The organism is Oceaniradius stylonematis (assembly GCF_003149475.2).
GTDB lineage: Bacteria > Pseudomonadota > Alphaproteobacteria > Rhizobiales > Rhizobiaceae > Roseitalea > Roseitalea stylonematis.
Window position 1 is genome coordinate 333,477 of the sequence record NZ_QFWV02000002.1, and the last position, 25,110, is coordinate 358,586.

The window sequence follows — 25,110 nt, forward strand, 5'->3', positions numbered from 1 at the left end:
GCGGTCCTGAACTCTTACCCGGCAGGCAGGGTCGCACCCCGCCCCGCATTGACGCTACTGCCAGCGCAATATGGGCAAAACGTGACCCGCGATCACCGCATCTCGGTGGGCGCATCAACGCCCAGGATCGCAAGCCCCGACTGCAGAACGTTCAACACGCCCTGCACGAGACCCAGTCTGGCTTGCGTCAATTGTCGGTCGTTAACCTTAACAAAGCGTAAGGCGTCATCGGAGGTGCCCCGGTTCCAGTGCGCATGCAGCGCGCTGGCGACATCGTGCAGGTAAAAGGCAACGCGATGCGGCTCGCGCGCCGAGGCCGCCGCCTCGATCAGGCGGGGATATTCGGTCAGCTTGCGCACCAGCGCGATCTCGCCCGGATCGGTCAGCCGGTCGAACGCGGCCGGATCGGGCGCGATCGCGCCCATCTGCTCGGTCGCCTGTCGCAGCACCGAATGGCACCGCGCCGACGCGTATTGCACGTAAAAGACCGGGTTGTCCTTGGACTGCTCGGTGACCTTGGCAAAATCGAAATCGAGCGGTTCGGAGCTCTTGCGGTAGATCATCATGAACCGCACCGCATCGCGTCCCACCTCGTCGACCACCTCGCGCAAAGTCACGAACTGGCCCGACCGCTTGGACATCTTCACCGGTTCGCCGCCCTTGTAGAGCTTGACGAGCTGGGTGAGCAGCACGGTCAGCGTCGCCTTGCCGCCGGAGACCGCGCGTGCCAGCGCTTCCATGCGCTTCACGTAGCCGCCATGGTCGGCGCCGAGCACGAAGATCATCTCGTCGAACCCGCGTTCGAACTTGTCGACGAAATAGGCGACGTCGGCAGCGAAATAAGTGTACTGGCCGTCCGACTTGACGAGCGGCCGGTCGAGATCGTCGCCGACATCGGTCGATCTGAACAATGTCTGCTCGCGGTCTTCCCAGTCGTCGGGCAATTGGCCCTTGGGCGGCGGCAGCGTGCCCTTGTAGACATGGCCCTTCATGGTCAGTTCGTTGATCGCGGCGCGGATTTTCCGTGCGCCGTCGGCATGCAATTGCCGCTCGGAGAAGAAGACGTCGTGATGGACGTTCAACGCCGCCAGATCGGCCCTGATCATGTCCATCATGGCATCGATGGCAACGTCCGTTGCGATCCGCAGCGCCTCGTCCTGCGGCTTGGTCAGAAGCGCGTCGCCATGGGCGTCGGCCAATGCCTGGCCGACCGGCTTGAGATAGTCCCCCGGATAGAGCCCCTCGGGGATCGCGCCGATCTCCTCGCCCAGCGCCTCGCGGTAACGCAGCAGTGCCGACCGGCCGAGCGCCATCACCTGCACGCCGGCATCGTTGATGTAATATTCCTTGACGACATCATGGCCCGCAAAGGCCAGAAGGTTGGCCAGCGTGTCGCCGACCACGGCACCGCGGCAATGGCCCACATGCATCGGCCCGGTCGGATTGGCCGAGACATATTCGACATTGATGTTGATGCCCTGCCCCATCTCGCTGCGGCCATAGGCAACGCCCTTGTCGAGGATTTCGGCAAGCTGCGCGGTCCAGAAACCGTCCGAGAGCCGCAGATTGACGAAACCCGGCCCGGCCACCGACGCTTCGCTCACATCGGCATCGGCCGCCATCGCATCGGCGATCCGCTGCGCCAGCTCGCGCGGGTTCTGGCCCACCTTCTTGGCCAGAACCATCGCCGCATTGGTCGCCAGATCGCCATGGTCGGGATCGCGCGGCGGCTCGACCTGAATGCGCGACAGGTCGGGCGCCGAGCCATCGGCGGCGGTCAGGTCCATCCGCTGGACGGCATCGGTGATGCGGTCGCGGAACAGGGCGAAAATGTTCATCGAACGATCCTGGAGGGTGTGGGCCGGCGTCGTGCTGCCAGCGTTTGCGCGGCTGGCTAACGCAAATCCGGTGTCCGGTCAAACAGCCGCCGATGCTCGGAAAGCGCGAACGTGTCGGTCATGCCGGCAATGTAATCGGCAACGCGGATTGCGAGCTGCGTCTCGTCCAGGGCGGTTGCGTCACCGGCCCATTCGCCGCCCATCAGCGACGGCGATCGGGTGAACCGGCGGAACAGGTCATGCACCACCGCCTCGGCCTGAGCGCGCACCCGCATCACCTCCTCGTGTCGGTAGAGATGCTCGAACAGGAAGCGCTTGAGGCCCGCTTCGCGCTCCGCCATGGCGGCGGAAAACCGGGCCAGCGTTTCACCGGCATCGTGAATGTCGGCAACCGATTGCGGGATTTTCCGGTCAAGGTTGGATGCCGTCTCGGCGATCACATCCTCGACCATCGCCGTCATCACCCGGCGTGTCATCTCATGCGCACGGCGGCCATCGTCGAGACCGGGATAGTGATCGTCGACAATCGCCAGCGCCTCGCCCGCCAGCGGGACGCCGCGCAGCATGTCGAATGTCAGCAGCCCGGCCCGCAGCCCGTCATCGAGATCGTGCGTGTTATAGGCGATGTCGTCGGCAATCGCCGCCGCCTGCGCCTCCAGGCCGGCATGCCGCTGGACCTCCAGGTCGTGGCCGGCCAGATAATCGGCGATTGCGCGGGGCACCGCCTTGCCGCCAACCGGCGTACCCGTTGCCGGGTCGATCAGCGGTCCGTTGTGCTTGACGAGGCCCTCCAGCGTCTCCCAGGTCAGGTTGAGCCCGTCGAAGCCAGCATAGCGCCGCTCCAGCCGGGTGACGACGCGCAGCGCCTGGGCATTGTGGTCGAACCCGCCATGGCCGGCCATCAGCGCGTCGAGCACATCCTCGCCCGTATGGCCGAACGGGGTGTGGCCGAAATCGTGGACGAGCGCCACCGCCTCCGCCAGATCGTCATCGATGCGTAAGGCGCGGGCCAAAGCACGGGCGATCTGCGCCACCTCGATCGTGTGCGTCAGCCGCGTGCGGTAATGGTCGCCCTCGTGGCTGAAAAAGACCTGCGTCTTGTGCTTGAGCCGCCGGAAGGCAGTCGAATGGATGATCCGGTCCCGGTCGCGCTGGAACGGCGTTCGCGTCGGGCTTTCCGGCTCGGCGATCAGCCGGCCACGGCTTTTCGCCGGATCGGTGGCATAGACCGCCCGCCCGCCGAACCCGAAGCCGATATCGCCGAACCGCCCTGCCATGGCCCGTCGCTGCCTTTTCCCGGGGTCATGCGCGCATGACCTGCCCTCACGCATATTGACGGCGGCTCCGGGCGTCCATACCTTCCGGTCAACAAATCCGAACCGGCGCGCTGTGCCGAAGGGAACGATCATGACCGCACACGACCAGACGATGACGGGCAAGCAGGTCTCGGTGACCGACGCCGCCTTCGCGCGCGTCGCCAAGGTGCTGGAAGGCGAGCCCGAAAAGGACGCGCTGCGCGTGTCGGTCGAAGGCGGAGGCTGTTCCGGATTCTCCTACAAGTTCGATCTCGTTTCCGGCCGCAACGACGATGATGTTGTGCTTGAAAAGGATGGTGCAACCATCCTGGTTGACGAGCTTTCTCTCGTCTACATGGGCGGCTCGGTGATCGACTTCGTCGATGATCTTATCGGCCAGTCCTTCCAGATCAAGAACCCCAACGCGGTCGCCAGCTGTGGCTGCGGCACGTCGTTCACGATCTGATTCGATACGCCCATTTGCCCGGACCCGTACGCGAGAACATCGCCCCATGAAGATCGCGACGTGGAACATCAACGGCGTCAAGGCCCGCATCGATACCGTGCTGAGCTGGCTGGAGCAGTCCGCCCCCGACATTGCCTGCCTGCAGGAAATCAAGTCGGTCGACGAGAACTTCCCGCGCGAGGCCTTCGAGGCGCTCGGCTACAATGTCGAAACCAACGGCCAGAAAGGTTTCAACGGCGTTGCGATCTTCTCGCGCCTGCCTTTCGACGAGGTCAATCGCGGGCTGCCCGGCGATGACGACGACGAGCAGGCACGCTTTATCGAGGGCGTCTTTTCGACCAGCAATGGCGTTTTGCGCGTCGTCTCGCTCTATCTGCCCAACGGCAATCCGGTCGATTCGGACAAGTTTCCCTACAAGCTGGGCTGGATGGACCGGCTCGACGCCTGGGCGCGCGAGCGTCTGGCGCTCGAGGAGCCGCTGGTGCTGGCGGGCGATTACAACGTCATCCCGATGCCCGGGGACTGCCACGATCCCGCCGTCTGGGAGGGCGATGCGCTTTATCGGCCCGAAAGCCGGGGTGCATTCCGCCGGCTTGCCAATGCCGGCTTCACCGACGCGCTGAGGGCCGTGACCGACGCCCCTGAAACCTATACGTTCTGGGACTATCAGGCCGGCGCCTGGCAGAAGAACAACGGCATCCGCATCGACCATCTGATGCTGTCGCCGGAAGCTGCCAACCGGCTCGAATCGGTCGACGTCGAAAAGCATGTGCGCGGCTGGGAAAAGCCGTCCGACCATGTTCCGGTCGTCGCGCAGATGGCGTTCTGACCCGACCCTGCAACCGGCGGTTTGTGAATTTTCGTCAAATGTGGAACACTCTCCGCGCCGGAGGTGCGTCATGATGAAACGCTGTCTTGCAGTCATTTTGGCGGTCGGAGCAGTTTCCCTGCCCGCGCCTGCCCTGGCCCAGAAAGTCGTGGGGCCGGACATTCCCTGCACCTGCCGCTTCAAGGGACAGGATGTCCCGGTTGGTCAGACCATGTGTCTCGATCTGCCGTCCGGCGAGGTTCTGGCGACCTGTGATCGCGTTCTCAACAACACCGCCTGGAAGACCGTGCAGCAGGGTTGCCCCGTGCCGGGATTGTCATAGATCGGTTGAACCGGCTTGTTGCGCGGCCTCAGCGGCTCGCCATCTCCTCGGCCAGCACCATCGCGGTGCGGCGGTCGGCCTCCGAAGACAGCGCGAACGCTTCCTCGTGGACGGGCCGGATCCAGACGCGGTCCTGCGGTCCGGCCCTGTTGAGGGCAGCCGTCAGCATCGACAGCCCGCGCACGGTCTGGCCGCGCTCGAACAGCATCTGACCGAGCATGGCCTGCGCCCCGACATGGCCCTTGCCGGCCGAAAGGTTGAACCAGCGCGCGGCCTGACGCGGGTCGGCATGGCCGCCCTCGCCGTAAAGCAGCATGCGGCCCAGCTCGAACTGGGCGTTGGGTTCGCCGAAATTGGCCGCCGCCTGCCAGTAGAGTTCGCGCGCCTGCGCCGGATTGGCCACGACCGGCGAATTGGGAATGCCCCGCTGCACGTAGCTGGCCAGCGAGACCAGCGCATTGGCGACGAAGGTGGACTCCTGCGAGCCGGGCGCGGCGCCTTCGCGCACGATGCCCTGGAACAGCTTGAAGGCTTCATAGTCGTTTTCCGCAACGCCGTCGCCGGCCGCATACATGTGGGCCAGCTTCCAGCGGGCGCCCGAATGACCCTGTTCGGCGGCATCGCGATAGGCGCGGAACGCCTCGTCCTTGTTGCCGCTCTGATAGGCGGTAAAGCCGAACCGGAACAGCGAACGAATGCTGTTATGGGCGGGCGCCGAAGACACACCGCCCTGCTCGTCGAACGCGTGGGCCGCCGGGACGGCGGCTGCGGCAACACATGTCGCCAGGCCGAGGGCGAGAACGCCCCCGAGCCATTCCTTGAACGCAAACTGCGACATCAGATGTCCGCGTAACACTGTTTTTCCTTCGCCCCGCCCGGATGGGTCACCGCGCCATGGCGCGCATCGCCAACCGTCTGGGCATATTTCCATAGCGTGCCGGACGTATAGTCCGTTTCACGCGGTTTCCATTCCTTGCGGCGCGCGGCCAGTTCGTCCTCGCTCAACGCCACATCCAGTGTCCCCTCGACTGCGTCGATGGTGATCTCGTCGCCATCGCGCAACAGCCCGATCGGGCCGCCCACCGCCGCTTCCGGCCCCACATGGCCGATGCAGAAGCCACGCGTCGCCCCGGAAAAGCGGCCGTCCGTGATCAGCGCGACCTTGTCGCCCATGCCCTGGCCGTAGATCGCCGCCGTCGTCGACAGCATTTCCCGCATGCCCGGTCCGCCCTTCGGTCCCTCATAGCGGATCACCAGCACCTCGCCGGCCTCGTAATTGCCGCCATTGACGGCATCGAAGCATTCTTCCTCGCTGTCGAAACAGCGCGCCGGGCCGGTGAATTTCAGCCTCTTCATGCCTGCGACCTTCACGATCGCCCCGTCCGGCGCCAGATTGCCCTTCAGCCCGACCACGCCACCTGTTTTGGTGATCGCCTTGTCGACCGGATAGACAACGTCCTGCTCGTCGTTCCAGCGCACATGCTCCATGTTTTCGGCCAAAGTGCGGCCAGTCACGGTCATGCAGTCGCCATGCAGGAAACCGCCGTCGAGAAGCGCCTTCATCAAAAGCGGAATGCCGCCGGCCTCGAACAGGTCCTTGGCGACATATTTGCCGCCCGGCTTGAGGTCCGCGACATAGGGCGTCTTCTTGAAGATCTCGGCGACGTCGAACAGATCGAACTCGATACCGCATTCATGGGCGATCGCCGGCAGATGAAGCGCCGCATTGGTCGATCCGCCCGATGCGGCGACGACGGCTGCGGCATTTTCCAGCGCCTTGCGCGTGACGATGTCGCGCGGGCGGATGTTGCGGGCGATCAGTTCCATCACCTTTTCGCCGGCGGCAAAGCCGAACCGGTCGCGGATTTCGTAGGGCGCCGGCGCACCGCACGAATAGGGCAGCGACAGGCCGATCGCCTCGGCAACGGTCGCCATCGTGTTGGCGGTGAATTGCGCGCCGCACGAGCCCGCCGACGGGCAGGCCACCTGTTCGAGTTCGGCCAGATCCTCGTCACTCAGATTGCCGACCGAATGCTGGCCAACCGCCTCGAACACATCCTGGACAGTGACCTGCCGGCCCTTGAATGTGCCGGGCAGGATCGAGCCGCCATAGATGAACACGGACGGCACGTTCAGACGCACCATGGACATCATCATGCCCGGCAGCGACTTGTCGCACCCCGCAAGGCCGACGAGCGCGTCGTAGCAATGGCCGCGCATGGTCAGTTCGACCGAATCGGCGATCACATCGCGCGAGACGAGCGATGCCTTCATGCCCTGATGGCCCATGGCAATGCCGTCGGTGACGGTGATCGTGCAGAACTCGCGCGGCGTTCCATTGGCCGCGGCAACGCCCTTCTTGACCACCTGCGCCTGCCGCATCAGCGCTATGTTGCAGGGCGCGGCTTCGTTCCAGCACGAGGCGACGCCGACCAGCGGCTGTGCAATTTCTTCTGCCGACAAACCCATCGCATAGAGATACGAGCGGTGCGGTGCACGCGCCGGCCCGACCGTCGTGTAACGGCTGGGCAGTTTGGATTTGTCGAATACAGGCTTGTCCATTGTGGTCCGATCCTTGTCGCTTGTCCCTTGGGGCAACGCAAAGTCACCCGCCGGGCAGCGCGCCTCCGGGGTTGCGCGCGGTTTATGACGGAAAAGGGGCATCCTCCCCCGTACCCTCCTTAGCGGAAATCTTTGCCGGGAAGTGTTGCCGAATCGTCACAAAGCGTGATGCGCAGACGCGTTTCCTCAACGCCCGTTCCGCTTTACGGCCCGCCGGCGCCATGTCACGCTCGGCACACCGTCAATGGAGCCGCGCCATGATCGTCCGATCGTTCCTCGCAACCCTTGCCCTCGTTGCCCTTCCGCTGGCCGCCCAAGCGCAGGAGGCAGCCGATGCCGTGGCTCCCGAGGCCGCCACCGATACCGATACCGCGTTTGCCGGCGCTTCGCCGGCCGTGCAAGCCGCGCTGGATGCCAAACAGGCCGGCGAAACGGCCGTCGCGCAGGACTGGATGGTCGCCGCCGCCAATCCGCTGGCCGTCGAAGCGGGTGCGAGAGTGCTGGCGGAAGGCGGTTCGGCGGCCGATGCGATGGTCGCCGTGCAGGCCGTGCTCGGGCTGGTCGAACCGCAATCGTCAGGCCTCGGCGGCGGCGCGTTTCTGGTCTGGTTTGACGCGGCGAGCGGCACGGTGACCACGCTGGACGGGCGCGAGACCGCGCCGCGCGCCGCCACGCCGCGCCTTTTCCAGGACGAGGCCGGCGAACCGCTGCAGTTCTTCGATGCCGTCGTCGGCGGCCGCTCCGTGGGCACACCGGGAACACCGGCGCTGATGGAAGAAGCGCATCGGCGCTGGGGCACCGCCAATTGGGGCAGCCTGTTCGGCGATGCGATCGCGCTGGCCGAAGACGGCTTTTCCGTGTCGCCTCGACTGGCATCGCTCGTGGCCCGCGATGCCGAGCGCCTGTCACGGTTCGAGACGACGGTTGCCTACTTCCTGCCCGGCGGCGAACCGCTTGCCGAAGGTGCCATGCTGCAGAACCCGGACTATGCGGAAACCCTGCGCGCCATGGCGGCCCAAGGCGCCCGCGCCATCTATGAAGGCCCGATCGCCGAGGCGATTGTCGATACAATCCGCACGGCACCCGGCAATCCGGGCGTTCTTTCACTCGNGCATGGGCCCGCCCTCTTCCGGCGCGCTGACGGTCGGCCAGATCCTCGGCATGCTCGACAGTTTCGATCTCGCCGCGCTTGGGCCGGACGACCCTGAAAGCTGGCGACTGATCGGCGATGCCTCGCGCCTCGCCTTCGCGGACCGCGGCCGCTACATGGCCGACAGCGACTTCGTGCCGGTTCCCGTTTCCGGCCTTGTCGATCCCGACTATCTGGCCGAACGCGCCGGGCTGCTTGAGACCGATGCCGCGCTCGAAAATGTCGCGCCGGGCGAGCCCACTTTCGACCATGCGCTCCTGTGGGCCGACGACGAAGCGCTCGAACTGCCCTCGACCAGCCACATCTCGATCGTCGATTCAGCGGGCAATGCGCTGTCCATGACCACGACCATCGAGAACGCGTTCGGCTCGCGGCTGATGGTGCGCGGCTTTCTGCTCAACAACGAGCTGACCGATTTCTCCTTCCGCAGCCATCGCGACGGCGTGCCGATCGCAAACCGGGTCGAACCCGGAAAACGTCCCCGCTCCTCCATGGCGCCGACCATCGTCATGCGCGACGGCGCACCGGTGCTGGTGATCGGCTCGCCCGGCGGCAGTCGCATCATCGGCTATGTCGCCAAGTCGATCATCGCCCACATCGACTGGGGCATGAACGTCCAGCAGGCCATCGCCATGCCGCATCTGGTGAACAGGTTCGGCACCTTCGATCTGGAAGACGGGACCGATGCCGCAGCGCTGGCCCAACCGCTCGCCGATCTCGGCTTTGAGATCAATGTGCGCGATCTCAATTCGGGGCTGCATGCGATCGCCATTGGCGACAGGCTCGAAGGCGGTGCCGACCCTCGCCGCGAGGGCATTGCGCNCATGCAACCATGATCAATACACGGCAAAAACGCGCAAAAGGCTTGCCGCGCCTCAGCCCGGCCACAAGTGCGCATCCCCCCAAACCATCCACCCGCGTGAACGGTGCGTCCACAGCCGGAGCACTGGCACACCGCCTTCCCGCATCCCATTTGATAAGCGACGCAATTCCGAACAGGGAGAATTCGTGATGACCGCCCGCACCAACAAGGCCCTCGACCTGGCCCGTATCATGATCAAGCAGGCCAAGCTGCTCAAGGGCGCCGGCCTGATCGCCGAAGCGACCGATCTCGCCAAACGCGCGATCGCGATCAACACGCTGGGTCACGAAAGCATGCGAATGCAGGTCCAGCCGGTCCGCATCGCAGACCGCCGCCGCTGATCGCGTAGCACCGGCGGTGCGCCATCACCGGGGTGTTTCAACCCTGGCCAGCACCGTTCATTGCTCTTCGAGCGTTTCCTTGACCTTGGTCGCCAGCTGCTTGAGCGAGAAGGGTTTGGGCAGGAAACCGAACTGCGCTCCTTCCGGCAGGTTTTTCGCGAACGCGTCCTCGGCGTAGCCCGACACGAAGATGAACTTGATGTCGGGATGATCCTTGCGCAGTTCGCGCAGCAGCGTCGGCCCGTCCATCTCCGGCATCACCACGTCCGAGACGACCAGATCGACCGGCCCGTCGGCCTCGGCCATGATCTCCAGCGCCTCCATCCCGTCGCCGGCCTCCAGAACCGTATATCCGCGCGATGTCAGCGCCCGGACGCCGCCCATGCGCACCGCGTCCTCGTCCTCGACCAGAAGCACGGTGGCGGACCCGGACAGGTCGCGTTTTTCGGCATCCGGCGCCGGCTCCTTGCGCACCGGTGCCGAATCTTCCGCCCCATCCGCATCGGCTTCGTGCCGCGGCAGCAAAATGGTGAAGGTCGTGCCTTCGCCCTCCACCGATGAGGCATAGATGCCGCCGCCGGTCTGCTTGATGATGCCGTAGACCATGGAAAGGCCGAGGCCGGTGCCTTTGCCGACTTCCTTGGTGGTGAAGAACGGCTCGAAGATCTTTTCGACCACATCGACCGGGATGCCGGTGCCCGTATCGGCCACTTCGATCGCCACATAGTCACCCGGCTCGATGCCCGGAGTGTCCATGCCGGCGACCTCGTCGGCGGGAACGTTGCGTGTGGCGATCGCCAATTCGCCGCCGCCAGCCATCGCATCGCGCGCATTGACCGTCAGGTTGACGATCACCTGCTCGAACTGACCGAGATCCGCCTTGACCGGCCACAGATCGCGTCCGTGCTCGATCGTCAGCTTGATGTCGTTGCCGATCAGCCTGCTCAGCAGCATCCGCAGATCGGCCAGCACGTCGGTCAGTGACAGCACTTCGGGCCGCAGGGTCTGGCGACGCGAAAACGCCAGCAGTTGCCGGACCAGCGACGCGGCGCGGTTGGCGTTCTGCTTGATGTTCATGATGTCCGGGAAGGACGGGTCGGACGGGCGGTGATTGCTCAACAAAAGGTCCGACGCCATGATGATGGCGGTCAGCACATTGTTGAAGTCGTGCGCGATGCCGCCGGCAAGCTGACCCACCGCCTGCATCTTCTGGCTTTGTGCCATCTGCGCTTCCAGCGCCTTCTGCTCGGTCGTGTCCATCGCATGAACGATCGCCGCCTCCTCGAGGCCCGCATCGTGGTCCGGCCCCCCGATCGGGCTGGCGACGGCGTTGACGAAGATGCGGACGTGGCGCTCGGCGCCCTCGACGGGCAGGACCGTGTCGAACGGTTCGATATTCGCCCGATTGCCCTTGGCCGCCTCGAACGCCTTTTCGAACCTTTCGAGATCGCGCTCGTGAATGATCGTGTCGAACTTCACGCGCCGCGCCAGTGCATCGTGATCGACGACCGCGCCGAAAAGGCCGGCGAACGACGCATTTGTGCGCAGGATGCGCCCGTCGGCATCGAGCGCGGCGATCGCCATTGGCGTCGAGTTGAAGAAGCGGCTGAACCGAACCTCGGCGCTGCGCAGATCCTGGGCGCTGTCGGCGCCTTGCGCCCGGTTGAGCACGATCGTGCGCATCGGCCCCGGATCGCCGTTGCTCGCGGTCTGAACCCGGTGGATCAGCTGAACCGGCAGGCTCTCGCCGTTCGATTTGGCCAGTTCGACATCGACGATCGCGCTGCGCACCTTGCCCGGATCGGCCTTGATCGCGGTCAGCATTTGCACGCTGCCGCTGACGACGATGTCCGACAGCGTCATTTCGCCGGGCACGAAGCCGGTCAGGTCGATGCCGAGCCATTCGGCAAGGGTGGCGTTGACATACTGGATACGGCCGCCCGGTTCGGCGGCGAAGAAGCCGGCCGGCGCCCGGTCGAGATGGTCGATGGCCTTTTGCAGTTCGAGGAAATACTGCTCCTGCTGAAGACGCTCGGCTGAAATGTCGGCGATCCGCCACGCCTTCATCGCCTTGCCCGACGATCCGCCGGGCATCACGTGCACGCTGGCACGATACCATCGCGGCTCGCCCTGCGCTGCGCCCAGCCCGCTCAGAAGCCGGAACTCCTCCTCCGCATCCAGACCGCGCGTGGCGCTGTTGGCCAGCCGGTAAAGCGCGTTTGCCGCATCGTCGTGGCGCGACAGCACCGCTTCGGGCGGCTGCACCTCGACATCTTCGGCTGCGCCGACCAGCGACCGATAGGCGCCATTGGCAAAGATCACCGCATCGGACGCGTCGGTGACGCAGACGCCTTCGGGCAGGCTTTCGACGAACCCGTCCACAATGGCGCCTTCGCGCCGCTCGCCGGAAAACGCGACCAGCCCGATCACCGAGGCGAACAGATAAAAGACACCGACCATTGCCAGAAGGCCCAGCAAGGCCAGCAAAAACCCTTCATTGATGGAATCGCGGAAAAAGTAGAGGATGATCGTCATGGCCAGCGAGACCACGCCGAGGATCATCAGGCGGACGGTGGGCGAAGGTCCGCTGTCTTTCCGCGCATTGCTTGCGCGGCCGCCGGCGCCGTGCTTTGCCCTGGCCATCACGTTTGTCCGCCGCCTGTGTTCCGAACCTTGCGCGACCGGTTGAATCACAATCCATCTGCCCGGAAAAGCCCTTGGCGCAAAAATTTGTCACAAGGCTCGGGACTTGTTAGCACACACCGCCACAGTGAGGATCGTCCATGGACTGGTTGACCGGATTGTTCAGTGACCCCGCGACCGCAGCGGCTGCCTACGGGCTGACCGGACTGGTCGTGCTGCTGGTGCTGGTCTTCGCGTTCACCCGCATGCGCCATATGCGCCGCGGCATGTTCATCGCCGGAGGACGCAAGCACCGTCTTGCCGTTCTCGATGCGACGGCAATCGACAATCGCCGGCGCCTCGTGCTGGTCCGGCGCGACGATGTCGAGCATCTTCTGTTGATCGGCGGCAACAACGACATCGTCGTCGAGACCGGTTTTGCGGCCGGCACGGAAGACGAAGGGACGCTGGCAGCCGGCAAATCCGGCCCCGCCGCCACAGCGCCCGGGCCGGCCGAGCCCGCAACCGCTTCGGCGCGTCAGGCCGCCGGTCCGAAACCGGCCGAGCCCGTACCGGCAAAACCGGCCGCCCCGGAAACCCCGGCACCTTCGCCGCGCATTGCGCCGGCCGAACCGGCCCGTCCGCCGCAAACGGCTCAGGCCAGGCGCGAGCCTGCCCCCGTGCCCGAGCGACGGGTTGAACCGAAGAGCGAACCGCGTGTCGAACCAAGGCTCGACCCGGCGCCGCAAGCGCCGTCCCCGGCCCCGGTGCGCGCCGAGCCGCGTCTTGAGCCCCAAACCCGCTCACCGGAAAAACCGCAGGGCGCGCCGCCGGTCCAACCCGCCGCGCAGCCAGATGCCGCGCGCCAGGCACCGGTGGCGGCCGGCACCGATGTCGGCGATACGCTCGACGATGAAATGGACAAGCTGCTCGAAGGGCTGATCGACGCGCCCAAGAACGACCGCTGACCGACGCCGCCGGTCAATCCGCCTCGACAACCCAGACGCGAAACGCCGATTGGCGCTCAGTCGTCGCGATAGACCTTTTCGCGTCGTTCGTGCCGTTCCTGGGCTTCCAGTGACAGGGTCGCGATCGGCCGCGCATCCAGACGTTTGACGCCGATCGGATCGCCGGTTTCCTCGCAAAAGCCGTAGGTTCCGTCATCGATGCGCTTGATCGCCATGTCGATCTTGTTGATCAGCTTGCGCTGGCGGTCGCGCGCGCGCAGCTCGATGGCCCGGTCGGTTTCCGAGGTGGCGCGGTCGGCAATGTCCGGATGGTTGGCGCTGTCGCGCTGGAGATTTTCGAGCGTTTCGCGCGATTCGCGCAGCAGTTCGTTCTTCCAGCCGGTCAGCTTCTCGCGGAAATAGGCCCGCATCCTGTCATTCATGAACGGTTCGTCTTCGCTGGGCTCGTATCCCTTGATCGTGATCTCGTCAGCCATCGCGTGATCCCTGCATGAAGATTGGCCGCTGTATAGTCTCACCCCGCCGCTGCCACAAGTTGCAATTCCGTGAAATGCCAATGGTTTTTCGCCGTCAGGGAAAGCGTTTGCGCCATGGCGTTTCTTCGGCCTTTGAACGATTGCGCCGCCGTGGCGCGCGCGATATGGCCTTTGTCGGCAACAGGGCGCCGAACCGGGAGAACAGCGATGAGCAGGCTTTTTTTGTTGCGCCACGCCAAGGCCGAATGGGCCGAGCCCGGCCAACGCGATTTCGACCGGGCGCTCGCCGCATCCGGGGTCGAGGACGCCAAGGCGCTTGCTGCCGCCATGGTCGAACGGGGCCTGCTGCCCGAAAAGGTGATCTGCTCATCCGCCGTCCGCGCGCGGCAGACGCTCGACGCGATCAACACGGTCCACGATTTGTCGGCGCTGACCAGCTACGACCAGAACCTTTATGCCACCGATGCGCCGGGCTATCTCGAAGTCGCGGCCAAATCGGGGTTCGACGGCAATCTGATGCTGGTCGGCCACAATCCGATGCTCGAAGACGTGGCGATCGCGCTTGCCAAAGATGGCGACGAAGCGCTGGTCGACGATTTGCAGATGGGCTTCCGCACGTCCGGCCTTGCGGTGATCGCGCTGGACGGTCCGATGGCCGATATCGAGAAGCTTTCCGGCCGGCTCGAGGCCTATCTGACGCCCGCCGGATCGTGAGCCCGGCGCGCCGCTCCCTTCCCCCGCGCGGCGCAAACACCTATATCGCGGCAGCGCAACGGTCCGGGACGCGGGGGCACACGACATTTGAACCGACTGACTTCGCTGGGCGACGAAGCCCTGATCGCCCTGGACACAGCCGCCGGCCGGGCAGCCGGTCTGTTCAACCCCAACGTGCGGCTCGGCGTGACCGGACTGTCGCGAGCCGGCAAGACTGTGTTCATCACCGCCCTCGTCCACAATCTCATTCACGGCGGGCGGCTGCCCCTGTTCGATGTCGCCCATTCCAACCGTCTGGCGCGCGCCTTTCTGGAACCGCAACCCGATGACGGCGTGCCGCGCTTTGCCTATGAGGATCATGTGCGTTCGCTGGTCGATGAGCGCATCTGGCCCGACTCGACGCGCTCGATCAGCCAGCTGCGGCTGACGATCGACTATGAGAGCGCCTCGGCCTGGAACCGGCTTTTCGGACGCGGCCGGCTGCATGTCGACATCATCGACTATCCCGGCGAATGGCTGCTCGACCTGCCGCTTCTCGGCAAGGACTTCGCGGTCTTCTCCGAGGAAGCGGAAAGCGCCGCCCGCAGCCCGGCGCGTGAAGCCGTTGCCGCCGGCTGGCTGGCGGTCGCGGACACGGTCGATCCCGATGCGGAGGCCGACGAGGTGCTGGCGGGCCGGCTGGCCGAGACGTTCCGCGCCTATCTGGCCGAATGCCGCGCCGCCAATCTGGCGCTGTCGACCCTGCCGCCGGGGCGGTTCCTGATGCCCGGCGACATGGAAGGCTCGCCCGCACTCACCTTCGCGCCGCTTACCAAACGCGCTGACAGAGCCAGGCCCGGCAGCATGCAGGCGATGATGCAGCGCCGCTACGAGGCCTACAAGTCGCTCGTGGTCAAACCGTTCTTTCGCGCCCACATCACCCGGCTCGACCGGCAGATCGTGCTGGTCGACGCGCTGTCGGCGATCAATGCCGGCCATGCTGCGGTGGCCGACCTCGAACGCGCCCTGACGGAAATTCTCACCTGCTTCCGGCCAGGGACGAACAACCCCTTCTCCGCTCTCATCCAGCGCCGCATCGACCGCATCCTCATTGCCGCCACCAAGGCCGATCATCTGCATCATGAAAGTCACGCAAGGCTCGAGGCGATCATCGAGCGCATCGTTGCCAATGCGGCCAAAAAGGCGAGCCTTTCAGGTGCTTCGGTCAATACGGTCGCGCTCGCGGCGGTGCGCGCGACACGGGAGGCGACGGTGAACGAGAAGGGCGAGACCCTGCCCGTGGTCGTCGGCACACCTATCGCCGGCGAAACCATCGGCGCGGACACGTTTGACGGCAACCGCGAAACGGCGATTTTCCCCGGCGATCTGCCCGCCGATCCCGCCGCCCTGTTCGCGCCTGCCGACGCGACCGGTCAGCGCTTTGTGCGCATGCGCCCGCCGCGGCTGGAACGCACCGCTGAAGGCGTGACACTGTCGCTGCCCCACATCCGGCTCGACAAGGCGCTTCAGTTCCTTTTGGGAGACCGGTTGCAATGAGCCAGACTCCACGCGAACCGCGTGCTTTTGCCGTCGATGAGGACGACACCGCCAAAGCAAAAAAGGCGGGAAAGGCCAAAGCCAGCCCCAAAACGCGATCGGCCGCCCGAGAACCGCGCGCCATCGACGATGCGGCTCGCGTCGAGATGGCCGAAGAGGACTTCTTCGCCACCGAACATCTGCCCGAAGCGACCGCGCCACCGCCGCCGCCAAGGCGCCGGGCGCGGCGTTTCGGCCTTGCAGGAATAGGCCTTTCGGCGCTGGGCGTTATCGTGACCCTCGCGCTGGGATTGTGGCTCGAGCAACTGGTCCGCGACCTGTTCGAGCGGCATCCGGTACTCGGACAGGCCGGTCTGGTCGCGATCGGTCTTTTGGCGCTGGCGCTGGTTGCCTTCATCGCCCGCGAAATCTGGGCCATAGCCAATCAGCGATCCATCGCCGGGCTGCGGGCCGAGACCGAAAAGGCCCTCGCCGACGGCAATGCGCGCGACATCGCCAAAGCGACCGGACGGCTTGAGGCGCATTTCGCCTCGCACCCGAAAACCGCAACGGGCCGGGCACACCTTGCCAACCTCAAGGGCGAGGTGATCGACGCCGCCGACCGCCACGCCATCGCAGAACGCGCGCTGCTGGCCGGGCTCGACGCGGAAGCGCGCACCATCGTGATGAACGCGGCCAAGCGTGTGTCCGTCGTGACCGCCGTCTCGCCCCGCGCCTTCGTCGATCTGGGCTATGTGCTGTTCGAGAATGTCCGCCTGATCCGCACCATCGCCGAGCATTATGGCGGCCGCGCCGGCACGTTCGGCACCATCGCGCTGGTCCGCCGCGTGGTCAGCCATCTTGCGGTGACCGGCACGATCGCGCTCGGTGACAGCCTGATCCAGCAACTGGTCGGCCACGGCGTAGCCGCGCGCCTCTCCGCCCGGCTTGGCGAGGGCGTCGTCAACGGGCTGATGACCGCTCGCGTCGGCATTTCGGCGATCGGCGTATGCCGCCCGGCGCCGTTCGAGGCCCTGCCGGCGCCGCGGGTGGGCGAGATGGCGCGGACGCTGACCCGGTTCACCGCCGCCCAGCAGGGTGAAACCGATCGTGATGACAAAAACGGCGCATCGTGAGTAGGATCACAACCATGCCTTAACCATTGCGGGCCAATGATCGCGGCCAATCATCGCAAAAAGAGTGCGCCCCATGCTCAACCGCCTGGCCATGTCCGTCCTGATTTCCGGCACGATTGCCGGCGCCACCGTTCCGGCGCATGCCGACCAGGCGCGTGATGCACGTTTCTTTCAGAAGATCGAGGGCCAATGGCGCGGGCCCGGCGAGATCGTCGCCGGCAAGTATCGCGGCACCAAGTTCATCTGCCAGTTCGACGGCTCGGTCCCCGACAGCCGGCTTGGCATGTCGCTCGACGGCGATTGCCGCGTCGGTCTGTTCACCCAGAAGATGACCGCCACCGTGCAGCGCGACGGCCGCACCTATTCGGGGACGTTTCTCGACGGCGCCGGCGGCGAAGGCCTCGATGTCACCGCCGGCAATGTCAGCCGCGACCGGGTGGCGCTGACGCTCAACCGCAAGCAGCTCGACGGCGCCATGCTGGCGCGTCTGGCCGACGACAACACGCTCAATGTCACCGTATCCGTGCGCGTCGGCGGAGAACTGGTGCCGGTGATCGGCATGAGCCTCGACCGGCTCGATCCGGTGCAGGTCGGCTCGGTCCGCTAGTACCAAACAAGCGCAAATTGCGTCAGGCGGCACGCGGCAGCGACAGAAGATCGTCGGTGCGAATGATACCGCTCGTGTCGAGTGCGGAAAGCGCATCCGACACGCGGCGCCCGCCGATCACCCGTTCCCCGGCAATATCGGCCAACGGCACCAGCACGAACGCACGCTCGAACATGCGCGGATGCGGCACGGTCAGCGTCGGGCTCTCGATCGCCTGATCTCCATAGGCCAGAATGTCGATATCGAGCGTGCGCGGCCCCCAGCGGCGCAGGCGCCTGCGCCCGGCGCCCCGTTCGGCGGCCAAAACCCGTTGCAGCAAGACATGCGGCGGGATCGATGTTTCAACTTCGGCGCACGCGTTCAGGAAGCGCGGTTGCTCGGTAATCCCCCAGGGCGGTGTCGAGTAGATCGGCGATACCGAAACGACCGACATGCCCGGTTCGGCATGAAGACGGCCAAGCGCGGACTGCATCGCACCGGCGACGTCGCCGATATTGCCGCCAAGGGCGATCAGCGCGCTCACGGTCTCAGGCATCATGGCAGACATGAACCTCGATATGGTCGAGCACGCCCGGCACCGGCGCATTGGGCTTGCGCAGCGTGATCTCGGCACGCCTGATCTGCGGCCAGCGCGCGCACAGCGCCTTGGCGATCTCATAGGCCAATGCCTCGATCAGATAACGCCGCTTGCCGGTGACGATCCGCTCGATCTCCTTGAACGCGTTACCGTAGTCGACCGTGTCGGAGATATCGTCGTCTTCAAGCGCCCGACCCGGCTCGACGAACAGCCGCGCATCGACATAAAAGCGCTGACCGAGAAACTCCTCCTGGTCGAAAACGCCGTGGCGCGCAAAGAAGGCGCAGTTGATCATCCGGATTTCGTACACGTCAGGCCAGCTCCGTCCCGGCGCCAGCCCCCTGGCGTCCGGCGGCGATCATAGCATCGGCAACCGCCGCCGCGTCCACGTTCATTGCGACATCATGTACCCGCAAAACCGCCGCGCCGGCGGCACGCAACAATGCCGAGCTGGCGGCTGTGGCCACGTCGCGCGCCTCGACGGGCCGGCCGGTGAAATACCCGAGGAAACGCTTGCGGCTGGTCCCGGCCAGAAGCGGAAAGCCGAGCGCGTGCAACTCGCCGAACCGCGCTATCAGCACCGCATTGTGTTCGGCGTCCTTGGCGAAGCCGAAACCGGGATCGAGCACGATCTGGGCTTGCGCGACCCCGGCCTTGAGCGCGATCTCGATCGACCGGGACAGATAGACGCGCTGATCCTCGATCGGATCGGGCAGAACGTCTCGGTCGCGTCCGGTGTGCATGATCACCAGCCCGGCGCCGGTTTCCGCAGCCAGATTCGCCATCGCAGGATCGCGCTGCAAACCCCCGACATCATTGACGATTCCAGCGCCGGCTTCGAGCGCCGCGCGGGCGGTTTCCGACCGATAGGTGTCCGCTGAGACCGGCATGTCGGGAAGCGCGGACCGGACGTCCGCGATCACCGGAAGGAGGCGCCGGCGCTCGGCCTCGCCATCGATCGCCTCGGCACCCGGCCGCGTGCTTTCGGCACCGATATCGATGATCGCCGCGCCCGCTTCGGCCATCGCGCGCGCTGCCGCTACCGCCGCATCGGGGTCCGCATGATGCCCGCCATCGGAAAAACTGTCCGGTGTGACGTTCAAAATGCCCATCACGAGTCCGCGCGGCCCCAGTTCCAGCCTTGCGCCGGAGCCGATACGCCATGGACGTGGTTCAAACGGGTCGGTCAAAGGACATGACCCCGCGGGGCTGAGGAAACGGCGGTCAGGCCTGCTGTTCGGGAACGCGGACGATCAGCCCGTCGAAATCGTCCGTCATCTTGATCTGGCACGACAGGCGGGAATTCGGCTTAGTTTCGAACGCGAAATCCAGCATGTCCTCTTCCATGACATCAGGCTGGCCCACCTTCTCGGTCCAGGCCTCATCGACATAGACGTGGCAGGTCGCGCAGGCGCAGGCCCCGCCGCATTCCGCTTCGATGCCCGGAACCGCGTTCTTGATCGCGTTTTCCATCACCGTCGAACCGGCCTCCGCGTCCAGATCGAACTCGGTTCCATCAAAGGCGACGATCGTCAGTTTGGGCATCGTTCACTCCGGCAGGTCCGCGCATCACCAGCGGCGCGGATCGTCGAAGCGCGACTTAGCCGTTCGCCCCCGATTGTCAAGCAAACCCGCGCTCGGTACGCCTCAAGGCGCCGTCAGCGCAGAAGCGAGTTGATGTAATCGCATGTCCGGTCGATTTCGGTCAAAAGCGCGCGGACGCACCGCCGTTCTCCGGGCGAGTCCTCGACGGCCTTGGCCGTATCGGCGATCGCGCCGGCNCATCGCCTTGCCGATCGACTTGGCCTGCTTGAGAAACAGGTGGAGCACCTCTTCCTCGAGAGCCCGGTCGCCGCCGGTCTGCCGCGCCAGCCGGACCAGATCGACCGGCCGTTCACGCGCCATCGTCTGATAGGCCATGTCCGGCGTCTCGAACACCGGATGTCTTGATTGAGTATCCATAAGCATCACCCGCACGCACTGTCCCTTGGCAGAGGCTGTCACAAACTGATGGGCAAGCCGTTAATGGCGGGTGCGGGCCGAAATGGGGCGAAAACGGCGAAATCGGAACCGGCTCGCAGAACCCTGTTCCGGCGGCGGATTTCCGCCGTTCTCACAGTGCGTTAACTTTATCTTTAAAGTTTTTGGGGGTGTCGCGATATCGTGTTCCATTCTGGCACCCGTGGCTCTACGATAAGGCTCAACCATCGCGACGCCACAATTGCGCCTGCAGTTCCGGCGCGTTTGCACGATGGCTGGCAAGCGTATGTCCGGGCCCGTGCCCGGAGTTGAGTAGCAGGTGAGGCTTTCATGGCTCAGAACAAGAATGCACCGGACCTGGATGCGGATATGGAACTGGCGCTTCAGGAAGCGCTGGAGAACGATCTGACATCGGGCGACACCGGTGATATGGCCGATGTCGATCTGGACAGCGAATTGTCGCTGGACGACTTCGAAGCGCAGGTCAGCAAGGCCGCCGGAGAACTCAGCGAAGCCAACCAGCCCGTCGAACCTGCCGTTGCAGTTGCCGCTGCCGCAGGCACAACCGCCGCCGCGGCGACCGCGTCGGCCCCCTATCGCGCCGCCAATGACGACAGCGCCGAGCGCGAATATGCCCAACTGCTCGAACGGATCAGCGCGCGGCCGGGCGGGCAATCGTTCGTCTGGGCGACCATCGTCAGCCTCATCTGGATCGGCGCCGGCGCCGCGCTGGCGCACATTCTCTATTCACCCGATGTCTGGCAGATCAGGACGATCGAACAATTGCGCGCCCTGCCCGGCGTGATCGCGATCATGATCGGCGTCGTCTTGCCGGTCGTCATGTTCTACGGGTTTGCGGTGCTCGTTCGCCGGGCCCAGGAGATGCGCAACACCGCCCGGTCGATGAGCGAGATCGCCTTCCGCCTGGCAGCGCCTGAAAACCTCGCCCAGGAGCGCGTCGCCATGGTCGGCCAGGCCGTCCGGCGCGAGGTCGCCGCGATGGGCGAAGGCATCGAGCGGACCATCGCGCGCGCCAGCGAACTCGAAGCGCTGATGCAGAACGAGGTCACCGAGCTCGAACGAGCCTACACCGACAATGAAGTGCGGGTCCGCTCGCTTCTGAGCGAACTGGGCAATCAGCGCGAGGGCGTCGTCACCCATGCCGAACGCCTGCGCGCATCGATCTCCGGAGCGCATGAGCAGTTGCGCGAGGAACTGACGGCGGCCACCAACACGCTCGGAGACAAGATGCTGTCTGCTTCTGAGCATCTGACAACCAACATCAACAAGGCCGGCGACAGCCTGCTCGACCGCCTCAACGAGACCGGCTCGACCGTCAATGCCGGCCTTGCCAGCCAAATGGACGAGATCTCCGGGCGGTTTACCGCCTCGGGCGATGCGCTCGCCAGCCTGATCGAGACCCGCATTGCCAATCTCAACGCCGTCACCGAGACGGCCGGGCGCGAACTGGGCGCCACGATCGAGGGCCAGGCCGAGAATCTCAAGAGCCTGCTGGCAGAACGCGGCCAGAACCTCGTCGAGGAGTTCGAGACGCGCATTTCGGCCGTCGATGCGAGCACGGAGCGCCTCAACGTGGCGCTGGACGCGCGCGCGCGCCAGCTCAACGAGACGCTGCTCGACCGCACCCGCGCGATCGCCGACACGCTCACCGACGGCGCACAATCGATCACCGAAACCGCCGAAAGCGCGCGCAATTCGGTCGAGGAACAGACCGGCGCCGCCCAGCGGTCGCTGAGCGAGGCGATGGAGACGCGCACCGCGGCGATCGCCGAAACGCTCGACGGCGTCTCGGCGCGCATGACCGCCGCAGTCGACGAACGGACCGCCGATTTCCTCGCCAGGGCCGAAGCCCGCTCACAGGCGATGACCGATGCGGTGTTGCAGTCCGCCGAAACGCTGACTTCGACCATGGACAGCCAGTCGGCGCGTCTTGACGGCAAGGCCGGCGAAATCGCCGAACGGTTCGTCTCGGCGACCGATGAGGGCATTGCGCGCCTGACGGACAATGTCGAGCAGGCAACGCAGCGGCTCGACGAGAAGACGCAGGCCGCGTTTGCCGCCGCCCATCACGGCACCCAGCGCATCACCAGCGCGCTGGAAGAACAGACCGCGGCGATGGAACGCCGTGCCGCCGCGCTCGGCGAGCATGTCAGCGCCAGCGTGGAGCAGAACGCCGCACGCTTCATCGAAGCGGGAACGGCGGCCGCCGACGCCATATCGGCCTCCGCCAAGAGCACGATGGATGGCATGGAGCAAGCGCACCAGCGGATCACCTCCGGCATCGCAGGGCTTGGCAATGACGCGACGGCGAAACTTGCCAGTGCCGGCGAGGAACTGATGGGCCGCCTGATGGGCACCAGCATGGACGCAGCCGCACAGATCACCCAGAGCGCCGACGGTTCGGTCACCGAGCTCGATGCCGCCAATCAGCGTCTGGTGGCGTCCATCGCCTCGCTGCGCGACAACGCGGTGTCGGGCCTGAGCAGTGCAACCGAAGAGACCGTCGCGCGTCTGCAGGGCGCCGGCGACGAGGTCGCAGCCAAGCTGGCCGCCAGCGGCGAGCGTGCCGTCTCCGGCCTGACGTCCGTCGGCGACGAGACGATCGGACGCCTGAACGCGACAGGCGAAGCCACGGTGGCGAAAGTCTCCGAAAGCACCGGCGCATTTCTCGAGCGGCTCGAGGAAAAGACAGCGGCCCTGTTCGGAGCGACCGAGCGCACCGCGCAGAGCCTTTCGGCCGCGCTCGATGCGCCAAGCGCCGACATCGAGGCCAAGACCGAAGCGCTCACCCGGCGGCTGTCTGCCATGGCCGACGAGATCGCCTCCTCCGTCGAGGCCCGGTCCAATGCGGCCGTGGTCGCGCTGCGCGAGGCGACAGACTCCATCAACGAGGCCTTCACCGACCAGTCGGGCATCGTCGACGAGCGTACGAGCACCATGCAGCGCGCCCTTTCGGTGGGCGTCGACAATGTCCGCCGCGTGCTCGAAGACAGCGCGGCGAACCTTGCCGGCACGCTGCGCGACCGCGTCGCAGAGACCCGGGCCGCGATCGACGCGGAAACCGAGCGGGTCGCGCAACTGGGCGCCGACCAGAGCGATGTGCTGACCGCGCGTCTTGGCGAGGTGCTGAAAACGCACCAGACGACGCTCAGCGAGGAGATTGCCGCCTATGACCGCCGCATCGGCGATCGCACCGGCGCGCTGGCGCGGACGCTGGAGACAACGGCCGTGCCGCTGATCGAGCGCCTCGGCCAGGATGGCGCGGAGATCGCCGCACAACTGGAGAGCGCGACACGCGCTGCCACGGAGCGCCTGCGGGCGGAGAACGATGCGCTGGTCAATGCGCTCGCCAACCGCACCGCCGAGACGATCACCGCCGTCGAATCCATGCAGAACAATCTGTCCGGTGCTGTCGGCGGCCTGCTCGACCGGACGCGCGAGACCGTCGAGACCATGCAGAACAGCCTTGGCGGCGATGTTGGCAGCCTTCTGGACCGCCTGTCGGCCTCCAACGCCAAGCTGGGCGAACTGATCGAGATGGCGACCGGCAATCTGGGCGCCATCGAGGGCAAGCTGGCCGAAACCACCGAGGGCTTTGCCAGCCGTACCGGCGCGATCGCGCAGAACCTCAACACGTCCGTTTCGCTGCTGGGCAACAATGCCGAGAAACTCGACAATGTCTCGCAGAAGACGCTCAACGACATCGCATCGATCGCTGCCCGATTCGACGATCACGGCAAGGTGCTGGCCTCGGCATCGGACCTGTTCGAGAAGGCCCAGTCGAACCTCGAAGTAACGCTCGGCGATCGCCGCGACGCTCTGGAGGCACTGGCTTCGGGACTGGTGGCCAAGTCCGAGGAAATCCAGCGGACCATGCGCTCGTTCGAGACGATGATCGGCGACACGCTGAGCCAGGTGGAAAGCCGTGCGCTCAGTTCGACCGACAAGCTGGCCACCAGCATCCGGCAGACCGCCGACGAAGCCATGGGCCGGTTCGACGAAGCAACGGCGCAGATGCGGCATGTATCGTCGGAGATCCGGTCGGAGCTCGAAAGCGCGCGGGACGAGGTGCGCCGCGGCGTGCTCGAACTGCCAGAGGAAACGCGCGAAAGCGCCAATGCGATGCGGCGCGCGGTCAGCGAGCAGATCAACGCGCTCAAGGACCTCTCACGCATCGTCGAGGAATCGGGACGCGCATTCGACGTGGGAGGCGCAGCCCGCTCAAAAAAGCCGCAGGCCCGGTCGGATAGCGCGGACGACCGCGCCCCGGCCGGGCATGCCGCGCCCCTGGCTGCCGCCCAGCCGGAGCTTCGCGGCGGGTTCGACGACACACCGCCCGCCGCTCCGCCGCGTGCGCCCGAGCCCGACCGTCGGGCACCGGCATCGTCCGATGGCGGCGGCTGGGTGAGCGACCTGTTGAAACGCGCATCGAGCGAGGAGCAGCCCGCCCCGGCGCGGCAGCCGGCCCAGACGGTCGAGTCGCTCAATTCGCTGTCGGTCGACATCGCCCGGGCGATCGATCACGAGGCAGCCGCCCAATTGTGGGATCGCTACCGGCGCGGCGAACGCGACATTTTCACGCGCCGTCTCTACACGCTTGCCGGGCAACGCACCTTCGAGGACATCAAGGCGCGCTATGGTCGTGATCCGGCGTTCCGCTCGTCCGTCGACCGCTACGTGCGGGACTTCGAACGCCTGCTCAGCGACGTGTCGCGCAACGACCGCGACGGTGTGATGTCGCAAACCTACCTGACGTCCGACACGGGCAAGGTTTACACCATGCTGGCCCATGCGAGCGGTCGCCTGCGCTGATCGTTCAAAGCCGCTTC

General features: G+C 65.7%; 20 protein-coding genes and 1 pseudogene. 11 read left to right on the plus strand and 10 right to left on the minus strand.

The window, feature by feature from the left end; translation table 11 throughout:
* Window positions 1–92: 92 nt before the first annotated feature.
* Window positions 93–1,838 carry an arginine--tRNA ligase gene (gene argS, locus DEM25_RS03055; protein ID WP_109769182.1) on the minus strand — a complete coding sequence of 582 codons (1,746 nt, stop codon included), beginning with the start codon at window positions 1,836–1,838 and terminating at the stop codon, window positions 93–95.
* Window positions 1,839–1,894: 56 nt separating this feature from the next.
* On the minus strand, window positions 1,895–3,115 hold the full coding sequence (locus DEM25_RS03060) for a deoxyguanosinetriphosphate triphosphohydrolase (protein ID WP_109769183.1): 1,221 nt from the start codon (window positions 3,113–3,115) through the stop codon (window positions 1,895–1,897).
* A 130-nt stretch (window positions 3,116–3,245) separates the two neighbouring features.
* Here DEM25_RS03060 and erpA point away from each other — a divergent pair, with 130 nt between their 5' ends.
* From erpA to DEM25_RS03075, 3 genes are all read left to right on the plus strand, one after another.
* Entirely contained in the window at window positions 3,246–3,599 is a 354-nt protein-coding gene (gene erpA / locus DEM25_RS03065; protein ID WP_245412735.1) for an iron-sulfur cluster insertion protein ErpA, read from the plus strand.
* A gap of 46 nt (window positions 3,600–3,645) precedes the next feature.
* Entirely contained in the window at window positions 3,646–4,428 is a 783-nt protein-coding gene (gene xth / locus DEM25_RS03070) for an exodeoxyribonuclease III (RefSeq protein ID WP_109768088.1), read from the plus strand.
* Between the two features lie 70 nt (window positions 4,429–4,498).
* Window positions 4,499–4,750, plus strand: a complete 252-nt coding sequence (locus DEM25_RS03075) for a hypothetical protein (protein ID WP_120222621.1) — start codon at window positions 4,499–4,501, stop codon at window positions 4,748–4,750.
* Window positions 4,751–4,778: 28 nt separating this feature from the next.
* On the opposite strand, the gene DEM25_RS03080 is transcribed toward DEM25_RS03075, so the two are convergent.
* Window positions 4,779–5,588: a tetratricopeptide repeat protein gene (locus tag DEM25_RS03080; RefSeq protein WP_109768090.1), complete on the minus strand. Its 810-nt coding sequence runs from the start codon at window positions 5,586–5,588 to the stop codon at window positions 4,779–4,781.
* The gene (gene ilvD, locus DEM25_RS03085) at window positions 5,588–7,312 is read right to left on the minus strand and encodes a dihydroxy-acid dehydratase (RefSeq protein WP_109768175.1); all 1,725 of its coding nucleotides are present in this window, start codon (window positions 7,310–7,312) and stop codon (window positions 5,588–5,590) included. The genes DEM25_RS03080 and ilvD overlap by 1 nt, the downstream gene beginning before the upstream one ends.
* 257 nt (window positions 7,313–7,569) lie before the next feature.
* On the opposite strand from ilvD, the pseudogene DEM25_RS03090 reads away from it, so the two are divergent.
* Window positions 7,570–9,298: pseudogene (locus tag DEM25_RS03090) on the plus strand (gamma-glutamyltransferase family protein).
* A gap of 175 nt (window positions 9,299–9,473) precedes the next feature.
* Window positions 9,474–9,665: a hypothetical protein gene (locus DEM25_RS03095; protein ID WP_109768092.1), complete on the plus strand. Its 192-nt coding sequence runs from the start codon at window positions 9,474–9,476 to the stop codon at window positions 9,663–9,665.
* Between the two features lie 57 nt (window positions 9,666–9,722).
* Here the strand turns inward: DEM25_RS03095 and cckA are convergent, their stop codons facing one another.
* Window positions 9,723–12,308, minus strand: a complete 2,586-nt coding sequence (gene cckA / locus DEM25_RS03100) for a cell cycle histidine kinase CckA (protein ID WP_109768093.1) — start codon at window positions 12,306–12,308, stop codon at window positions 9,723–9,725.
* A gap of 140 nt (window positions 12,309–12,448) precedes the next feature.
* On the opposite strand from cckA, the gene DEM25_RS03105 reads away from it, so the two are divergent.
* Window positions 12,449–13,255, plus strand: coding sequence for a flagellar biosynthetic protein FliO (locus DEM25_RS03105; RefSeq protein ID WP_109768094.1), 807 nt, complete (start codon window positions 12,449–12,451; stop codon window positions 13,253–13,255).
* 56 nt (window positions 13,256–13,311) lie between these two features.
* On the opposite strand, the gene dksA is transcribed toward DEM25_RS03105, so the two are convergent.
* Window positions 13,312–13,731, minus strand: coding sequence for an RNA polymerase-binding protein DksA (dksA, locus tag DEM25_RS03110; protein ID WP_109768095.1), 420 nt, complete (start codon window positions 13,729–13,731; stop codon window positions 13,312–13,314).
* 207 nt (window positions 13,732–13,938) lie between these two features.
* Here dksA and DEM25_RS03115 point away from each other — a divergent pair, with 207 nt between their 5' ends.
* The 4 genes from DEM25_RS03115 to DEM25_RS03130 all read left to right on the plus strand — a co-directional run bounded on the left by DEM25_RS03115 (window position 13,939) and on the right by DEM25_RS03130 (window position 17,703).
* On the plus strand, window positions 13,939–14,445 hold the full coding sequence (locus DEM25_RS03115; RefSeq protein ID WP_109768096.1) for a SixA phosphatase family protein: 507 nt from the start codon (window positions 13,939–13,941) through the stop codon (window positions 14,443–14,445).
* Between the two features lie 87 nt (window positions 14,446–14,532).
* Complete coding sequence (locus DEM25_RS03120) at window positions 14,533–15,981, plus strand: YcjX family GTP-binding protein (protein WP_109768097.1); 1,449 nt, start codon at window positions 14,533–14,535, stop codon at window positions 15,979–15,981.
* Window positions 15,978–17,096: a YcjF family protein gene (locus DEM25_RS03125; RefSeq protein ID WP_109768098.1), complete on the plus strand. Its 1,119-nt coding sequence runs from the start codon at window positions 15,978–15,980 to the stop codon at window positions 17,094–17,096. The genes DEM25_RS03120 and DEM25_RS03125 overlap by 4 nt, the downstream gene beginning before the upstream one ends.
* Before the next feature lie 73 nt (window positions 17,097–17,169).
* Window positions 17,170–17,703 (plus strand): hypothetical protein, encoded by a 534-nt coding sequence (locus tag DEM25_RS03130; RefSeq protein ID WP_420578768.1) that lies wholly within the window; start codon window positions 17,170–17,172, stop codon window positions 17,701–17,703.
* Window positions 17,704–17,725: 22 nt separating this feature from the next.
* Here DEM25_RS03130 and folK read toward each other — a convergent pair whose 3' ends face one another.
* From folK to DEM25_RS03150, 4 genes are read right to left on the minus strand one after another with little or no spacing between them, the layout of a single operon-like run.
* Window positions 17,726–18,241: a 2-amino-4-hydroxy-6-hydroxymethyldihydropteridine diphosphokinase gene (folK, locus tag DEM25_RS03135; RefSeq protein WP_342633458.1), complete on the minus strand. Its 516-nt coding sequence runs from the start codon at window positions 18,239–18,241 to the stop codon at window positions 17,726–17,728.
* Complete coding sequence (folB, locus tag DEM25_RS03140; RefSeq protein WP_196780257.1) at window positions 18,231–18,575, minus strand: dihydroneopterin aldolase; 345 nt, start codon at window positions 18,573–18,575, stop codon at window positions 18,231–18,233. Before folB ends, folK begins: the two co-directional genes overlap by 11 nt.
* A gap of 16 nt (window positions 18,576–18,591) precedes the next feature.
* A complete protein-coding gene (gene folP, locus DEM25_RS03145; RefSeq protein ID WP_109768100.1) occupies window positions 18,592–19,470 on the minus strand; it encodes a dihydropteroate synthase in 879 nt (292 codons plus the stop codon).
* Window positions 19,471–19,504: 34 nt separating this feature from the next.
* A complete protein-coding gene (locus DEM25_RS03150) occupies window positions 19,505–19,825 on the minus strand; it encodes a 2Fe-2S iron-sulfur cluster-binding protein (RefSeq protein WP_109768101.1) in 321 nt (106 codons plus the stop codon).
* Between the two features lie 765 nt (window positions 19,826–20,590).
* Between DEM25_RS03150 and DEM25_RS03160 the strand changes: the two genes are divergently transcribed.
* Window positions 20,591–25,093 carry an apolipoprotein A-IV repeat region-like domain-containing protein gene (locus tag DEM25_RS03160; protein ID WP_109768102.1) on the plus strand — a complete coding sequence of 1,501 codons (4,503 nt, stop codon included), beginning with the start codon at window positions 20,591–20,593 and terminating at the stop codon, window positions 25,091–25,093.
* Window positions 25,094–25,110 lie beyond the last annotated feature (17 nt).

Coding starts and splice junctions, on each gene's coding strand:
- argS (WP_109769182.1), bottom strand. CDS start 1,838: ATGAACATTTTCGCCCTGTTCCGCGACCGCATCACCGATGCCGTCCAG.
- DEM25_RS03060 (WP_109769183.1), bottom strand. CDS start 3,115: ATGGCAGGGCGGTTCGGCGATATCGGCTTCGGGTTCGGCGGGCGGGCG.
- erpA (WP_245412735.1), top strand. CDS start 3,246: ATGACCGCACACGACCAGACGATGACGGGCAAGCAGGTCTCGGTGACC.
- xth (WP_109768088.1), top strand. CDS start 3,646: ATGAAGATCGCGACGTGGAACATCAACGGCGTCAAGGCCCGCATCGAT.
- DEM25_RS03075 (WP_120222621.1), top strand. CDS start 4,499: ATGATGAAACGCTGTCTTGCAGTCATTTTGGCGGTCGGAGCAGTTTCC.
- DEM25_RS03080 (WP_109768090.1), bottom strand. CDS start 5,588: ATGTCGCAGTTTGCGTTCAAGGAATGGCTCGGGGGCGTTCTCGCCCTC.
- ilvD (WP_109768175.1), bottom strand. CDS start 7,312: ATGGACAAGCCTGTATTCGACAAATCCAAACTGCCCAGCCGTTACACG.
- DEM25_RS03095 (WP_109768092.1), top strand. CDS start 9,474: ATGACCGCCCGCACCAACAAGGCCCTCGACCTGGCCCGTATCATGATC.
- cckA (WP_109768093.1), bottom strand. CDS start 12,308: ATGGCCAGGGCAAAGCACGGCGCCGGCGGCCGCGCAAGCAATGCGCGG.
- DEM25_RS03105 (WP_109768094.1), top strand. CDS start 12,449: ATGGACTGGTTGACCGGATTGTTCAGTGACCCCGCGACCGCAGCGGCT.
- dksA (WP_109768095.1), bottom strand. CDS start 13,731: ATGGCTGACGAGATCACGATCAAGGGATACGAGCCCAGCGAAGACGAA.
- DEM25_RS03115 (WP_109768096.1), top strand. CDS start 13,939: ATGAGCAGGCTTTTTTTGTTGCGCCACGCCAAGGCCGAATGGGCCGAG.
- DEM25_RS03125 (WP_109768098.1), top strand. CDS start 15,978: ATGAGCCAGACTCCACGCGAACCGCGTGCTTTTGCCGTCGATGAGGAC.
- DEM25_RS03130 (WP_420578768.1), top strand. CDS start 17,170: ATGCTCAACCGCCTGGCCATGTCCGTCCTGATTTCCGGCACGATTGCC.
- folK (WP_342633458.1), bottom strand. CDS start 18,241: ATGATGCCTGAGACCGTGAGCGCGCTGATCGCCCTTGGCGGCAATATC.
- folB (WP_196780257.1), bottom strand. CDS start 18,575: ATGATCAACTGCGCCTTCTTTGCGCGCCACGGCGTTTTCGACCAGGAG.
- DEM25_RS03150 (WP_109768101.1), bottom strand. CDS start 19,825: ATGCCCAAACTGACGATCGTCGCCTTTGATGGAACCGAGTTCGATCTG.
- DEM25_RS03160 (WP_109768102.1), top strand. CDS start 20,591: ATGGCTCAGAACAAGAATGCACCGGACCTGGATGCGGATATGGAACTG.